13 protein-coding genes and 3 pseudogenes are annotated in these 14287 nt (G+C 64.2%); 11 read left to right on the forward strand and 5 right to left on the reverse strand.

What is annotated here, in order from left to right:
• A partial coding sequence (locus J0L98_RS18700) for a phosphotransferase (RefSeq protein ID WP_296413437.1) occupies window positions 1–440 on the forward strand: 440 nt, incomplete at its 5' end.
• Between the two features lie 127 nt (window positions 441–567).
• Here J0L98_RS18700 and J0L98_RS18705 read toward each other — a convergent pair.
• Both J0L98_RS18705 and J0L98_RS18710 read right to left on the reverse strand, forming a co-directional pair.
• Window positions 568–1242 carry an EF-hand domain-containing protein gene (locus tag J0L98_RS18705; RefSeq protein ID WP_296413438.1) on the reverse strand — a complete coding sequence of 225 codons (675 nt, stop codon included), beginning with the start codon at window positions 1240–1242 and terminating at the stop codon, window positions 568–570.
• A 315-nt stretch (window positions 1243–1557) separates the two neighbouring features.
• On the reverse strand, window positions 1558–3072 hold the full coding sequence (locus J0L98_RS18710; protein WP_296413439.1) for an FMN-binding glutamate synthase family protein: 1515 nt from the start codon (window positions 3070–3072) through the stop codon (window positions 1558–1560).
• Window positions 3073–3128: 56 nt separating this feature from the next.
• On the opposite strand from J0L98_RS18710, the gene nadC reads away from it, so the two are divergent.
• The 3 genes from nadC to J0L98_RS18725 all read left to right on the forward strand — a co-directional run bounded on the left by nadC (window position 3129) and on the right by J0L98_RS18725 (window position 5659).
• A complete protein-coding gene (gene nadC, locus J0L98_RS18715; RefSeq protein ID WP_296413440.1) occupies window positions 3129–3977 on the forward strand; it encodes a carboxylating nicotinate-nucleotide diphosphorylase in 849 nt (282 codons plus the stop codon).
• A gap of 23 nt (window positions 3978–4000) precedes the next feature.
• The gene (locus tag J0L98_RS18720; RefSeq protein WP_296413441.1) at window positions 4001–4897 is read left to right on the forward strand and encodes a hypothetical protein; all 897 of its coding nucleotides are present in this window, start codon (window positions 4001–4003) and stop codon (window positions 4895–4897) included.
• Window positions 4898–5002: 105 nt separating this feature from the next.
• Window positions 5003–5659, forward strand: a complete 657-nt coding sequence (locus J0L98_RS18725) for a prepilin-type N-terminal cleavage/methylation domain-containing protein (protein ID WP_296413442.1) — start codon at window positions 5003–5005, stop codon at window positions 5657–5659.
• A 73-nt stretch (window positions 5660–5732) separates the two neighbouring features.
• On the opposite strand, the gene J0L98_RS18730 is transcribed toward J0L98_RS18725, so the two are convergent.
• Window positions 5733–7706, reverse strand: a complete 1974-nt coding sequence (locus tag J0L98_RS18730; protein WP_296413443.1) for a monovalent cation:proton antiporter family protein — start codon at window positions 7704–7706, stop codon at window positions 5733–5735.
• Between the two features lie 74 nt (window positions 7707–7780).
• Here J0L98_RS18730 and J0L98_RS18735 point away from each other — a divergent pair, with 74 nt between their 5' ends.
• The 4 genes from J0L98_RS18735 (at window position 7781) to phaP (ending at window position 10726) form a co-directional block, all read left to right on the forward strand.
• Window positions 7781–8773, forward strand: a complete 993-nt coding sequence (locus J0L98_RS18735; RefSeq protein WP_296413444.1) for a KpsF/GutQ family sugar-phosphate isomerase — start codon at window positions 7781–7783, stop codon at window positions 8771–8773.
• Between the two features lie 9 nt (window positions 8774–8782).
• Window positions 8783–9367, forward strand: a complete 585-nt coding sequence (gene lptC, locus J0L98_RS18740) for an LPS export ABC transporter periplasmic protein LptC (protein WP_296413445.1) — start codon at window positions 8783–8785, stop codon at window positions 9365–9367.
• Window positions 9364–9906 (forward strand): lipopolysaccharide transport periplasmic protein LptA, encoded by a 543-nt coding sequence (lptA, locus tag J0L98_RS18745; protein ID WP_296413446.1) that lies wholly within the window; start codon window positions 9364–9366, stop codon window positions 9904–9906. Before lptC ends, lptA begins: the two co-directional genes overlap by 4 nt.
• 259 nt (window positions 9907–10165) lie before the next feature.
• Window positions 10166–10726: a TIGR01841 family phasin gene (phaP, locus tag J0L98_RS18750; protein ID WP_296405259.1), complete on the forward strand. Its 561-nt coding sequence runs from the start codon at window positions 10166–10168 to the stop codon at window positions 10724–10726.
• Window positions 10727–10895: 169 nt separating this feature from the next.
• Here the strand turns inward: phaP and J0L98_RS18755 are convergent.
• Both J0L98_RS18755 and J0L98_RS18760 read right to left on the reverse strand, forming a co-directional pair.
• Window positions 10896–12432, reverse strand: a pseudogene (locus J0L98_RS18755) (IS66 family transposase).
• A 212-nt stretch (window positions 12433–12644) separates the two neighbouring features.
• Window positions 12645–13160: pseudogene (locus J0L98_RS18760) on the reverse strand (transposase); the annotation flags it as partial.
• Window positions 13161–13265: 105 nt separating this feature from the next.
• Here J0L98_RS18760 and J0L98_RS18765 point away from each other — a divergent pair.
• The 3 genes and pseudogenes from J0L98_RS18765 to J0L98_RS18775 form a co-directional block, all read left to right on the forward strand.
• Window positions 13266–13709 (forward strand): helix-turn-helix domain-containing protein, encoded by a 444-nt coding sequence (locus J0L98_RS18765; protein WP_296413447.1) that lies wholly within the window; start codon window positions 13266–13268, stop codon window positions 13707–13709.
• Window positions 13706–14020 (forward strand): transposase, encoded by a 315-nt coding sequence (locus J0L98_RS18770; RefSeq protein WP_296413448.1) that lies wholly within the window; start codon window positions 13706–13708, stop codon window positions 14018–14020. Before J0L98_RS18765 ends, J0L98_RS18770 begins: the two co-directional genes overlap by 4 nt.
• Window positions 14017–14287: pseudogene (locus tag J0L98_RS18775) on the forward strand (IS3 family transposase); the annotation flags it as partial. The gene J0L98_RS18770 and the pseudogene J0L98_RS18775, both read left to right, overlap by 4 nt.

Consider the following 14287-nt stretch of genomic DNA (forward strand, 5'->3'; position numbering starts at 1 on the left):
CCCGTGCCGCCTGCCGCGAGGTCCTCGGGCAGGACGCCGAGACGGTGACCCCCATGCGCTGCGCCGGCGACCACTTCGCCTACCGCGTGCGCTGCGCGGGCCAGGAACTGCTCTTCCGCGCCGCCGCCGACGCCACCGGCGACGACTACATGCTGGCCGAGGACGCGGCGATGGCGGCGGCACGGGCGGTCGGCGTGCCGGTTCCGCACGTCCTGCGCACCGTGGCGGAGCCCTGCGCCGGCCTGCGCTGGCAGCTGATGGAGCTGGTCCCCGGCTCGACCCTGCGCGATCTCGCCATCGACCGCGCAGCGATCGCCGCCGATCTCGGGCGCATCCTGCGCCGCCTGCACACCGTCGGGGCTGAGGGCTACGGCTTCCTCGACACCGCGCACCTGCGCAGCGGCGCCGGCATGCGCGGCCTGGACGCCAGCTACGGATAAACCCCTTCGGCTTCACCCATCGGGTGGTCCGGCCAGTGGAGAGCAAACCCGCGTCCGCGATGGGTTTGTGTCTGTTTCAGAGAGAACAACCGAGGAAAGTAGGTTCACTCGACCTCCCCCCGCCGGATCAGGCGCTGACGGCGACGCTCCCGCGATGGCGGCCTTCGTCACCGCTGTAGGCACGCATCAGGTCCATCAGGCGTTGGGCCAGGGCGGCATCCGTGGTGGAGCTGTCGGACGACGATGTGCTGGCGGTGGCGCTGTCGCTGGTGCTTGCGCTCTCCCGCTCATAGGCCATCGCCTCCGACGCGCTCACCTTGCCGTCGCCGTTGGCATCGGCGGCTTCAAAGTTCTCCACCACCTTGGAGATCAGCTCGGAGCGCTGGCTGTCCGTCGAGCCAATCTCCTCCAGCTGGCTGCTCAGCTCTTCCTGGGTGAAGCCCGCGTCATCACCTTCAGGCGGCGGCGGGGGTGGGGGCATGGCGCCGGCCATTCGGCTGCCGAAGGCCTGGCTGTCCAGGGCGTCGGCGAGCTTCTGCAGGCTACTGGAGAACTCGCTCTCCGTCACCTTGCCGTCGCTGTCCCCATCCAGCGCCTTGAACAGGGCGGCGCTATCGTTCTCGGTGCTGCTGGAGGAGGTGCTACCGATCTGGCTGAACGCCGACTGCAGGTCACTCTCCTCAATGTAGCCCTGACCCTTGGTGTCGAGCTTCGAGAAGACATTGCTCGCCATCCGGCTCGGGTCGTGGCGGGACAAGCCCGCCATGGAAGCCATGCTGTTACTGCCAATGCTGCTGACCATGATGCAATCCTCTACATGCAAGACCGGAGAACCCGCCGGTCGATCCGGGCCGGCAGGCGGGTGGAGCCTCCGGACCTTTCATGTAGCAATTTAGCGGCCGAAAAGCGGCGATCTTGCCGTTAACAGGCGTTAAGACGGGTAAAGTCCAGTTAAGGGGATGCGTCCAAAATCCGCGTTCCGAAGCAGCCGGCGGACATCGGCCAGGGTCCGCGGCCCCTTTCCGGAAAAATCTGCCGGCGGCAACGGACGGTCCGGGCCGCGACGCGCAAGGTATGACGCCCCCCGCACCACAGCCCCCCGGCAGGAACTGCCGCCTCAGACCAGCCCGCCGTGCCCGCCCTGGACGCCGTCGAAGGGCTCCGGATAGGGATAAAGCATGTTGAAGGCTTCGCTACGACCACCCGACTGAACCAGACGCACATGCTCACGGCGGAACTCCCGCGCATGCTGGAGCCCACACGCATGGGCAATCATGTCAATTTCTTTGTTTAGATTGCGGGCGTAGTTGGCCACCCGCAGGTACTTCTCCTCCACCACCAGGCCGCGCTGCAGCTTGGGGTTGTGGGTGGTGATGCCGGTCGGGCAGCTATTCTGGTGGCAGCGCATGGCCTGCACGCAGCCAAGGGAGAACATGAAACCCCGCGCCGTATTCACAAAATCGGCGCCGCAGGCCAGGGCCCAGGCCACCCGCGCCGAGGTCACCAGCTTGCCGGCGGCCACCACGCGGATGCGCTCGCGCAGGCCGAACTCGATCAACGTATCCACTACCCGCGGCAGGGCCTCGTCGATGGACAGGGCCATGTGGTCGGCCAGGGCCTGGGGCGCCGCCCCCGAGCCGCCCTCGCCGCCGTCCACGGCGATGAAGTCCGGCGCCGTGTCGAGCCCCCGGCGCAGGATCGCCTCGCACAGCTCATGCAGGAAACGCCGCCCGCCGATGGCCGTCTTGATGCCCACCGGCTTGCCGGTCACGCTGCGCACCCGCACGATCATGTCGAGCAGCTCATTGACGTTGGCGATGTCCCGGTGCCGGTTGGGGCTGATGGAATCGACCCCCACCGGAATCCCGCGGATGGCGGCGATCTCCGGCGTCACCTTGCTGGCCGGCAGCACCCCGCCCTTGCCCGGCTTGGCCCCCTGGGAGAGCTTGATCTCGAAGGCCTTGACGGCCGGATGGGCGGCAAGCTCGCGCAGGCGCGCGTTCGAAAGCTCTCCCTGGGCATCGCGCACACCGTATTTGGCCGTGCCGATCTGCATGACGATGTCGGCGCCCCCTTCCAGGTGGGCCGGCGCCAGCCCACCTTCGCCCGTGCCCATCCAGCAGCCGGCCTCGGCCGCCCCCTTCGACAGGGCCAGAACCGCCGGGCGCGACAGGGCGCCATAGCTCATGCCACTGATGTTGACGATGGAACGGGCGACGAAGGGCTGCGCCGCATAGCCCTCACCGATAGCCAGGGGCGGCGTGGGGGCCTGGTCCTCTTCCAGCACCGGGAAGCCCGAATTCACAAAGATCAGCGCCCCCGGGTGGTGCAGATCGTAGGTGGAGCCGAAGCCCACCACGCCCCCCTCGTTCTTGGCCAACCGATAGACCCAACCGCGGGTGGCCCGGTTGAAGGGCATCTCCTCCCGATCCCCCAGAAAGAAGTACTGCCTGAAATACTCGCCAAGCTGCTCGAAAAAGTAACGCAAATGGCCTATCAGCGGGTAGTTGCGCAGAATGGCATGCTTCTTCTGGGTGATGTCCTGCACGTACCAGTAGATCAGCCCCCCCACCAGCACCACCACGATCAGCACCCCAAGACTGACCTCCAGCACACCCAACATCGCGGTCATGACGCCTCCCCCCCAAGTGTTAGAATTCCAGGCCGGTACATCTTAGGTGACTCCCGATGGAATTTGCAGAACAGCTTCGCGTTGAAGTCCAGCGCTCCGTGGCCGCTTCCCTGGCCGAAGACATCGGTACGGGCGACCTCACCGCCCGCCTTGTGCCGGCCAGCCGCAACGCCCGGGGCCGCGTGATCACCCGCGAGGACGCCGTGCTGTGCGGCACCGCCTGGTTCGACGCCGCCTTCGCCGCTCTCGAACCCTCCGCCTCCGTGATCTGGCATGCCCGCGACGGCGAGCGCATCAAGCCCGGCCAGCTACTGTGCGAGGTGGACGCCTCTGCCCGTGCCCTGCTCACCGCCGAGCGCACCGCCCTCAACTTCGTCCAGCTCCTCTCCGGCACCGCCACCCTCACGGCCACCTTCGTGCAGGCCGTGGCCGGCACCAAGGCCAAAATCGTCGACACCCGCAAGACCCTGCCCGGCCTGCGTCTGGCTCAAAAATACGCGGTCAAGGTCGGTGGCGGCACCAACCACCGCATCGGCCTCTACGACGGCATCCTGATCAAGGAAAACCACATTATCTCCGCCGGTAGCATCAAGGCGGTGATCGAGCAGGCCAAGTCCTTCGCCCCATCCAACGTCTTCATCGAAGTCGAAGTCGAAGACCTCGCCCAGCTCGAGGAAGCCTTGGCCGCCGGCGCCAAAATGATTCTGCTGGACAACATGGACCTCGCCCAGATGCGCGACGCCGTTGCCATCAACAAGGGTCGGGCCGAGCTTGAAGCCTCCGGTGGCGTCAACCTGGAACGGGTGCGCGCCATCGCCGAAACGGGCGTCGACCGCATCTCCATCGGCAGCCTGACCAAGGACGTGCGCGCCATCGACCTGTCCCTTCGCCACGTCGAGGAATAAACCCGGCCCCACGCTTTTCAACCATGCACATCGATTTCGACGGCCCCACCTCCACGGCCAACGCCCACACCCTCCGCCAGGTCATCGAGGCCCTGCTCGAACGCATCCAGGCCCGCGACGAAGACCTCGACCTGGTCGCCCTGTCGCGCATCGTCATCGCGGACGACCTGGCCGCCACCGAGCAGAAGTTCGGTGTTGCCCCGGCGGGCGCCGAGCACCTGTCGCGCATCGTCTCCGACGAAGGCGGGCTGGCCCTGCTCTTCGACGGCAGCAAGCTGTGGCAGATCCTCTCCGGCGACGGTGCCGAGATCGCCCGCCTGATCCATCACCTGCACAAGGAATGCTGGCGCTTGCACGACTCCCGGGCGCCGGTGCCCGATAGCAGCGATGCACCTCTGGCCCGCGCCCTGGCGCCGATTGTCGCTGCCATGTGGCAGGAATACCGCATCAACCGGCGCAGCGCCTGGTCTGTACCGGCCGACTCCGACCTGCTCCTCAACCACCTGGCGGCCCTCCTCCAGGCCCTCCCCGACGGCATGCAGGAAGAGATCACCCTCTACTACGCCGCGCAGGATCTGGACGATCTCTTCGCCAAGAGCCTCGGCCGCATCGCCCACCTGATGCAGGCCGTCGCCCATGTTCAGGGCTACCTGGACGGCCTCGGCCAGCCCCTCAAGGCGGTCAGCGCCGAGATGCACGAGCTTGTCGCCGACTCCTTCCTGTCGCCCATCTGGCTCACCACTGCCCAGCACCTGGCCGCCGGCCATGCCATCGGCCCCGGCGAGCTGGCCGACATCCCCCTGCGTCGCGACGTCCAGGCCGCCTTTGCCACCTTCGGTCTGCAGATCCGTGAAAGCGAGGACGGCAGCGACGTTTGGCTGGATGTCCAGGCCCCCGAACGCCCCGAAACCCTGCACTGACGACTCGCTCGCCAATGGAGCGCGCTGGCGCAGGAGTTCTCTGCGCGCCAAGACTATGCCAAATGCATTAATATCAACCTCACTTGTATTCCATTGGGGTCAAAAATGCATACTTCGCAGCGCGGCTTCACCCTGGTCGAGATCGCCGTGGTCCTGGTCATCATCGGGCTGCTCCTCGGCGGCGTACTCAAAGGCCAGGAACTCATCAACAGCGCCAAAGTGAAGAGTGTGGTCAGCGACTTCCGCTCCACCTCCACCTACCTTTTCAGCTACCAGGATCGTTTTCGTGCCATGCCCGGTGACGACCCGGGCGTTGCCAACCGCCTCGCTGGCGCCATCCGCGCCAGTACCGGAGGCAACGTGGGCAATGGGCGTATCGAGGGCCTGTGGAACTCCACCACCCCCACCGATGAATCGGTCCTGTTCTGGCAGCACGTGCGCCTCGCCAACCTGGCCACGGGTGACGGCCGCAGCCCGGCGGGCGACGGCATCGTCATCCAGGACTGGCTGCCCCGCAATGCCGTCGGCGGCCGCATCGGCGTCACCGGCACCCCACCCATTGCCGGCTGGGCAGGCACCTTCTTCATCTGCCAGGACAATCTGGCCGGCAACTTCGCCCGGCAGATTGACATCGCCATGGACGACGGCCTCCCCGCCAGTGGCTCCGTCCGCCTGCTTCCCGGAGGCGCAGCCAACGGCGCCGCCATCAACCAGACCGATCTGGTGGATAGCGGCATCTACACCGTGTGTGCCGCATTCTGAATACCTAGCCCGGGAAGCACGCGGGCTCAGGACACGAACGGTCGCGGGGACAAGCCCGGTCGCCCACACCCTCCTAGAGGCCCTTGAAAAGGCGACTTTCGGCGGAAGCCAGTTGGGAGGGAGTACCCAGCAGCACCAGGACATCGTCCAGTTCGATCCGGGTCTCCGGAGTGGGGTCTACGACACGGATACGCTGACGGCGGACGGCGCTGACCTCAACTCCGGTTTCGCGCAGACGCAGCTCTTCCAAGGTATGCCCGATCGCATGGGCACCAGCGGCCATCACAACAGAATGCAGGCGTGGCTGCTGACGCTCTTCGATAGCTTCCTCATGGAGATGATCCCCGCCCCGGTAAAGACCACGTAACAGGTGATAGCGTTCGGCACGCACCTCGCGAATGCGCTTGAGAATGCGCGGCATCGGTACGCCGAGCAGGGCGAGGGCGTGGGAAGCAAGCATCAGGGACGACTCCACCGCCTCGGGCACCACCTCGGCAGCACCGGCCTGACGAAGCTTATCCAGATCCACTTCATCGGCAGTACGCACCACCACCGGCACATCCGGCCGACAGGCCCGGATCTGGCTCATTGCGCGCAGGGCCGCGTCCGTATCGGCATAGGTAACCACCACCACGGAAGCGCGGGAAATGCCGGCGGCCATCAGGGTTTCGCGCTTGGCCGCATCACCAAAGACGACGGTTTCTCCGGCCGCCGCCGCTTCGCGTACCCGTTCCGGATCCAGATCAAGGGCGATGTAGGTAATGCCCTCCTGCTCAAGCAGCCGCCCGAGATACTGCCCGTTGCGACCAAAACCGCACAGGATGGCGTGTTTATCGACGAACATCGACTGGGTGGCGATGTTGGTGAGCTGCAGGGAGCGACTCATCCACTCGGACGGCACCAGGCGCAGCACCAGCTTTTCGCTGTACTGCACGATCAATGGTGCCAGCAGCATGGACAGTACCAGGGCAGCCACGATCACCTGAGAGAGAGCCGGCGGCAGCAGGCGGGCGGCATCAATCTGGCTCAACAGCACGAAGCCGAACTCCCCGCCAGCGCACAGCCACAAGCCGGTGCGGGCAGCCGTACCCTGCGGACTGCCCATCACGCGCGACGCCACCCCGGCGAGCAGAAACTTGACCAGCAGCAGCGCCCCCAGCATGGCGAGCACGGCAGGCAAGCTCAGGATGATCTGCCCCACATCCAGAAACATCCCCACCGTTACAAAGAAAAGCCCCAACAGCACGTCGCGGAAAGGCTTGATGTCCTCTTCCACGTGGTAGCGGTATTCCGTCTCGGAGATCAACATGCCGGCCAGGAAGGCACCGAGGGCCAGGGACAGGCCCGCACTCTCCGTGAGCCATGCCAACCCGAGGGTGATGAACAGCACATTGAGCATGAACAGCTCGGCCGAGCGCTGCCGCGCAACCTCGAAAAACCAGCGGCGCATCACCTTCTGGCCGAGGAAGAGCACGAGCCCCAGCATTACAACGGCCTTCACCGTCGCCAGGGCGAGTGTCGTCAGCATTTCCTCGGCGGGCTTGGACAGGGCCGGGATGAGGATCAGCAGTGGCACCACCGCCAGATCCTGGAACAACAAGACCCCAATGGTCTCCCGACCGTGCCTCGAATCCAATTCCAGACGGTCGGACAGCAGCTTGGAAATGATCGCCGTGGACGACATGGCAAGGGTGCCACCCAAGGCAAAGCTTGGCCCCCAGCCCAACCCTGCCAATGCGCCGACCAGCGTCACCACAACGATGCAACCCAGCACCTGCATCGACCCCAGCCCGAATACAATGCGCTTCATGCTGTAGAGACGAGGCAAGGAAAACTCCAGCCCGATGGTGAACATCAGGAATACCACGCCGAACTCCGCCAGGTAGCGAGCGCCGCCCGTGTCGGGCATGAGATTCATCGCGTGCGGGCCCACCGCGGCCCCCACCATCAGGTAGCCGAGTACGGGCGGCAGGTTGAGGGATCGGAAGATCCCCACCACCAGCACGGCACCGGCAAGGAGAACGAGAACGAGCTCGAAGGTATGCATAGGCAGCAGGCCCGCCGGACGGGCCGAATGGTCGTTCTGATATACTCCGGTGCCTGATTATACCTACGTCAACCATGAGCTCAGCCCCGATTGCCGCTGCCCATGCCCGCGTTATCGCTCTCGCTCGGCGCGTGCTGATCGTCGAGGCCGAAGCAGTGCAGACACTCGCGGAGCGGCTAGACGAAACCTTCACCCAAGCGGTGGATATGATCCTTGCCTCCAAGGGCCGGGTCATCGTCTCGGGCATTGGCAAGACGGGGCACATCGGACGCAAATTTGCCGCCACCCTGGCCAGTACCGGCACTCCAGCCTACTTCGTGCACGCCGCCGAAGCGGCCCACGGCGACCTGGGCATGATCACCGCCGACGACGTGTTGGTGGCCATCTCCTACTCGGGCAGCAGCGAAGAGCTCCTCAAGATCGTGCCCCTGGTCAAGCGCCAGGGAGCGCGCCTGATCGCCCTGACCGGAAATCCGGACTCCCCCCTGGCCCGCGAGGCCGACGTACATCTCAACGGTGCGGTACGTGAGGAGGCCTGCCCCCTCAACCTTGCACCCACAGCCAGTACCACCGCGGCCCTGGCCCTCACCGATGCGCTCGCCGTGGCGCTGCTCGACGCCCGTGGCTTCGGCCCCGATGACTTTGCGCGCTCGCACCCGGGCGGAGCCCTTGGCCGGCGTCTGCTGACCCACGTCTTTGATGTGATGCGCAGGGGCAACGCCCTCCCACGGGTCGGCGAAGACGCGCTGCTCGTTGAGGCCCTGATGGAAATGACCCGCGCGGGCATGGGCATGACGGCCATCGTCGGGGAGAACGATCAAATCATAGGCATCTACACAGACGGTGATCTGCGCCGTTCCCTGGCAAGCGGCTGCAACTTCTCCACCGCCCGAGTTGCCGATGTGATGAAGCGTGGCCCCTGCACGATTCAGGCCAGCGCACTGGCTGTAGAGGCCGCTGAAATGATGGAAAGATTACGTATCAGCCAGCTTCTGGTGGCCGATCCGGAGGGACGACTCGTCGGCGCCCTCAACCATCACGATCTCATGCTTGCCAAAGTCATCTGACTGGGTGCCATGAATAGCCGCGGCCACAGCCTCTTTCCGGTTATCGTCCTGATCCTGCTCGCCGGTGTCAGCGTCTGGCTCGACCGGATAACGCGTCAAGATGAAACGGTGAAAGTCGACAAGAGCCTCCACGAGCCCGACTTCACCGCCGACAAGCTCACCCTGCGGCGCTACGATCTCAGTGGCAAAACCCAATACATCCTGGTGGCCGACCGCATGATCCACTATGGCGACGATGAGAGTACCGAACTCATCCGCCCACGCCTCGACTACCTCAACCGGCCCGAGCCGGTACGCATGGAGTCTGACTTTGCCACCGTAAGCAAGGACGGTGAAACGGTCGTGCTCACCGACAACGTATTCCTCAAGCGAGCCGCCCAGCCTGGCAAGCCCGAGGCCACACTCCGCACTGAACGCATGACCGTCTGGCCGGACGACGAAAGAATGCGTAGCGACGCCCCCGTCACGCTCACTCAGGGTAAAACGGTGATCGCTGCTGAACGCATGGAAAGTGACAACATCGTCGGCAACATCCGCCTTCAAGGTCTGGTCCGCGGCACTCTCTATCGATACACCCCGACGCCGAAACCATGAAACCATCACTCCGGCAATCCGCCCTCTTTGTCCTTCTGGCCTTGGCGCCCCTCGCCCATGCGGAAAGGGCTGACCGCAGCAAGCCGGTAAACATCGAGGCCGACCGAGTTACCGTGGACGACAAGAACAAGATCCACATTTTTGAAGGCCACGTGGTACTCACTCAGGGCACCCTTACCATCCGCAGCGACAAACTTGTCGTCAGTCAGGATGCCGAAGGCTATCAGCGCGGTGTCGCCACCAGCGGCGAGGGCGGGCTGGCCCGCTTCCGCCAAAAGCGCGAAGGCAAGAACGAGTGGGTGGAAGGCGAAGGTGAGCGCATCGAGCACGATGCCCGCAGTGAGCTCTCCCAGTTCTTCCAGCGCGCGAGGGTGCGCAGCGGCGCCGACGAGGTACGTGGCCAGTACATCCAGTTCAACGGCATCACCGAAACCTATCTCGTCACCAACGGCCCCAACGCCACCACCGTACCGAGCCAGCAGGGTCGCGTCCAGGTCACAATTCAACCCAAGAAGAAGGACGCGTCGGCCTCCCCCTGATGCCTCACGGCCACCCTCTTCCGGGCCGAGAACCGCGTCACGCCTTGATCTCCGGCGGATGCTCACCTCCCGCCACGGAAGCAGGAAAAACCTATATTTTTCAAGTACGTTACGAATTCGGAAGTTTTTTGTGCGGCGCAGCAAAAAACTGTTGACAGCACTCTTCGCGTGCATATAATGGATTACATGTTGCAACGCACCAATCAGGGGCATTGCATAACCCCGACAGTAATTCGTTAATTCACTCAAGGAGATTGTCATGACCACCCCCGAGCAAATCGTCGCCGCCAACAAGGCCAATGTTGAAACCCTGCTGACCCTGGCCAACACTGCGTTCGCCAGCGCCGAGCGCATCGCCGCCCTGAACCTGAACACCGCCCGCGCCGTGCTCGAAGACAGCGTTGCCTCCACCAAGGCCCTGCTTGGCGCCAAGGACGTGCAGGAACTGATCTCCCTGCAAACCTCCCTGGCTCAGCCGATGGTCGAGAAGGCTGTTGCCTACTCCCGCAGCATCTACGAAATCGCTTCCCAAACCCAGGAAGAAGTGTCCAAGCTGTTCGAAGCTCAAGTTGCCGAAGCCAACAAGACCTTCGCCGCCGCTCTGGACAAGGCCGCCAAGTCCGCTCCCGCCGGTTCTGACGTTGCCGTGGCTGCTGTCAAGTCTGCCATTGCCGCCGCCAATTCCGCCTACGACAGCGTGACCAAGGCCGCCAAGCAAGTCGCAGAGATCGCCGAAGCCAACGTTGCCGCCGCCACCAGCGCCACCGTCAAGGCCGTCAGCACCTCCGCTCCCGCCAAGTCCTCCAAGAAGGCTGCCTAATCAGGCAAGCCCTCGCGGAACGGTGACGCCCCGGCGTCACCCGACTGGCAACAAACAGCCCGTTCTGCCTCCGCAGCGCGGGCTTTTTGTTGCCATGAGACTTCTACGGCGCATCCCTGTATTGACCGTAAGCGTCCAGCCAACTCACCCTTGACGTGAATGCGGATGCTCAGACGGTGGCGTTTTCAGGCTGCCAGCAATGGGGCAGCAGTTCCTCGATCCGGCTCGCTTTGTGGATGCGCAAGCGGGTGAGGATATCTTTCAGATAGGCATAGGGGTCATGCCCGTTCATGCGGGCCGAATTGATCAGGCTCATCACGGCTGGTGCGCGCTGGTCTGCCAGCTGTGTTCCGGCAACCAGCCAGTTCTTTCGGCCTGTCGCCCACGGCCTGATTTGCTGCTCATCGTGGTTGTTGTCGATGGGCAAGGCCGGATCGGCCAGGTAGCGCGTCAGCGCTACCCAGCGATTCAAGCTGTCATCGATGGCCTTGGCGATCACAGTGCAGTTAGGCAACTTGATTCGGTGCAGGACGAGCCACTCGTGCAGCTTGGCGGCCAGCGGTGCGGCCCGAGCTTGCCATTGTGCCAGGCGGGTTGCAGGGGGCTTGTCCTTGAGTTCCCGCTCGATATCGTACAGTTGGCCGATCAGCGCCAGCGGCGCGGCCGCGATGTGGCTCTTCTTGGCCAGATGCAGCTCCACAAACTTACACCGCACATGAGCCATGCAGCCTACCTCAATCATCCCTTGAGCGAAGAAGGCCTTGTCGCCGGCAAAGTCGTCGCACACCAGGCTGCCTTGCCAGCCCCCGAGGAAGCGACGCGCATGCTCACCGGCCCGGCTGGGGGTGAAGTCATACACCACTGCCTTGAGGGCGTCGAACTCGCCCGTGGCATAGACCCACAGGTATGAGCGATGGGTCTTGCCCGTGCCGGGGGCAGGGGGGCCACCGGGGTCTCGTCGGCGTGCAGCACGGCGCAGTTCAGGAGTTCGGCCTTCAGGGCATCCACGAGGGGTTGCAGCCGAACGCCGCACACGCCCACCCAAGAAGCCAGGGTGGAACGCGCAATGCCAAACCCAGCCCGGGCAAAGATGGCTTCCTGCCGGTACAGCGGCAAGTGATCGGCGTACTTGGCCACCAGCACGTGGGCCAACAGGCCTGCAGTGGGGAGGCCTTTGTCGATGACCTCAGCCGGCACGGAGGCCTGCACCAGGCGCTCGCAGGCGCGGCAGACCCACTTGCCGCGCACATGTGCTCGACCGTGAAGATGCCCGAGGTGTAGTCAAGCTTCTCGGCCACATCCTCGCCGATGCGTTTCATTTGGCAGCCACAGGTGCAGGTGGTGGCGTCGGGTTCGTGGCCGATCTCGGTGCGGGGCAGCTCTGGGGGCAGTGCCTGGCGCTTGGGCGTGCGTTGGGCGGCGGCCTCGGTGGGTGGGGTGCGGGCCTGCAGCTCGGCGAGTTCCTCTTCCAGGGCGGCGATGTCGGCCCGAACGGCTTCTTCAAACAAGGGGCGCTGCTGGGCATCGAGCTGTTCGCTCTTCACGCCAAAGCAAATGCGCCGCAGTTCGGCCAGCTCAAAGCTGAGTTTGTCGATCTTGGCGTCTCGCAGCGCAATGGCCTGGCTGGCCTGTTCAGCGCGCTGGGCATCTTGCTCGATGCGGGCAAGCAGTTGAGCGGTGAGCGCACGCCATTCATCCGGGGCCATGGCGGTCAGGGCTTCGGCGTCGAATTGCGGCAAGGATGCAGCCCGAGTTGCGCTCTTATGAGCCAGATCGCTCTCAAGTACCCAGCGCCGAACAAGGTTGGCATTGAGGCCGTTGGCCAGCGCAACCGCAGCCGTTGAAACGCTGGGTGCCTTGCACGCGTAAGCGGTAACTCCCCAGCGTTCGCCTACCACGAAACCTCAAAGAGATCAGATCACAAGGGATTGTCCGCGAAGTGCTGCTTCCACAGCCTCGGTGTGAGCTGGGCCACGTCGGCGGCCGGGTGTTGGCCGACGCGCTGGAGGACGTCGACCAGATAGATATAGGGGTCAATGTCGTGCAGGCGGCAGGTGGCGATCAGGCTTTGGGCAATGCCCCCATATTTTGCCCCGACCTCGGTCCAGCAGAAGAGCCAGTTGCGGCGCCCCATCAGCACCACGCGCAAGGCACGCTCCAGGTGATTGGTGTCGATTGGCACGTCGAGGTCGGTCAGATACACCTCAAGGGCGGCAAGGCGCTCCCGCACATAGGCCATGGCGGTGGTGAGCGGGGAGCTGGGCAATAAGCCCTGGGTGTCAAACTGGGCATCAATCCAGGCGAAGAACTGGCCGAGCACGGGCTTGGCGTGCGCGAGCCGATACGCCCGGCGCGCCTCACCGACGAGCCGGGCCTCACGGATGTGCTGCTCCACGGCATACAGTGTGCCGATCATCTCCAGCGCCTGGCCCGCGTGTCAGACGACACACTAAATTGCCCCCCCGGACGCCTACCAAGACGAGTCATGAAGGCAGTAAGAGAGCAGTATCCGGGCCTGCGAGTCAGCAGGAGAGAACGTATGCAGGAGCCGGAAGCCGTAGCGCAGATGTTGGCGTTGGCGCGGTTGGGGTGGGGCACGAAGCGGATTGCGCGGGAACTGGGGGTTGCGCGCAATACGGTGAAACGCTACGTGGCGGCGGGTGGCTATGTGCCGTATCGCTCGCCGGCCCGGGAAGGGAAGTTGGCAGGCCTGGCAACGTGGCTACAGGTTCAGTTTGCACAACACCGCGGCAACTGCGACGTGGTGCGGCAGGAACTGCAACGGCAGCAGGGCGTGTCGGTGAGCCTGCGCACGGTAGAGCGTGCCTGCCTGGGCTACCGAGCGGAATGGGCGGCCCAGGCGCGGGCGACAGTGCGTTTCGAAACGGCCCCGGGGCAGCAACTGCAGATTGATTTTGGCTCCGCCTGTATTGACCCAGTAAAACCCTGCTCAGGTGTTAACCTTGAAAGGAACGACACATGAGCATGGCCATGGAAGACGAAATCAAACGCTGGACAGCCAAGCGCAAGAGCGCGTTGGTGATGGAAATCCTGCAGGGGAAGACGACGGTGGCGGAGGCCAGCCGTTCTTATGATCTGCCCCCTTCCGAGATTGAGACCTGGATCGACGAGGCGAAGCGGGGCATGGAGAACGCGCTGCGTGCCAACCCGCTGGACATCCGGGAGCAGTACGAGAAGCAGATCAAGCAACTGCAGGAAACCTACGGGGAAGCGATGCTGGAGCTGCGTGCCCGAAAAAAATTGCAGTCCCTGCTGGGCGAGGACGAGAAGTGATCGAGACGATCCGCCAGGGACTCAAGGAAGAAGGGATCGTCGTCTCGATCAGTCAGCTATGCCGGTGGTTTGAAGTGCCCCGTCGGACGTTCTACTACCAGTCGGTGAAGGCCCCACCGAAGGTGCAGCCCCGCTTTGCCGAACCGATCAAAGCGATGATCGAGGACAACCCGTCCTTTGGCTACCGGACGGTGGCCCACCTGCTGGGGTTCAACAAGAACACGGTGCAGCGGGTGTTCCAGCTGCGCGGCTGGCAGGTCAGGAAGC

The sequence above is a fragment of the Zoogloea sp. genome, from assembly GCF_017302315.1.
Lineage (GTDB): Bacteria > Pseudomonadota > Gammaproteobacteria > Burkholderiales > Rhodocyclaceae > Zoogloea.

Coding starts and splice junctions, on each gene's coding strand:
- lptA (WP_296413446.1), top strand. CDS start 9,364: ATGAAACCATCACTCCGGCAATCCGCCCTCTTTGTCCTTCTGGCCTTG.
- J0L98_RS18720 (WP_296413441.1), top strand. CDS start 4,001: ATGCACATCGATTTCGACGGCCCCACCTCCACGGCCAACGCCCACACC.
- nadC (WP_296413440.1), top strand. CDS start 3,129: ATGGAATTTGCAGAACAGCTTCGCGTTGAAGTCCAGCGCTCCGTGGCC.
- J0L98_RS18770 (WP_296413448.1), top strand. CDS start 13,706: ATGAGCATGGCCATGGAAGACGAAATCAAACGCTGGACAGCCAAGCGC.
- J0L98_RS18725 (WP_296413442.1), top strand. CDS start 5,003: ATGCATACTTCGCAGCGCGGCTTCACCCTGGTCGAGATCGCCGTGGTC.
- J0L98_RS18730 (WP_296413443.1), bottom strand. CDS start 7,706: ATGCATACCTTCGAGCTCGTTCTCGTTCTCCTTGCCGGTGCCGTGCTG.
- J0L98_RS18705 (WP_296413438.1), bottom strand. CDS start 1,242: ATGGTCAGCAGCATTGGCAGTAACAGCATGGCTTCCATGGCGGGCTTG.
- lptC (WP_296413445.1), top strand. CDS start 8,783: ATGAATAGCCGCGGCCACAGCCTCTTTCCGGTTATCGTCCTGATCCTG.
- J0L98_RS18765 (WP_296413447.1), top strand. CDS start 13,266: ATGCAGGAGCCGGAAGCCGTAGCGCAGATGTTGGCGTTGGCGCGGTTG.
- phaP (WP_296405259.1), top strand. CDS start 10,166: ATGACCACCCCCGAGCAAATCGTCGCCGCCAACAAGGCCAATGTTGAA.
- J0L98_RS18735 (WP_296413444.1), top strand. CDS start 7,781: ATGAGCTCAGCCCCGATTGCCGCTGCCCATGCCCGCGTTATCGCTCTC.
- J0L98_RS18710 (WP_296413439.1), bottom strand. CDS start 3,072: ATGACCGCGATGTTGGGTGTGCTGGAGGTCAGTCTTGGGGTGCTGATC.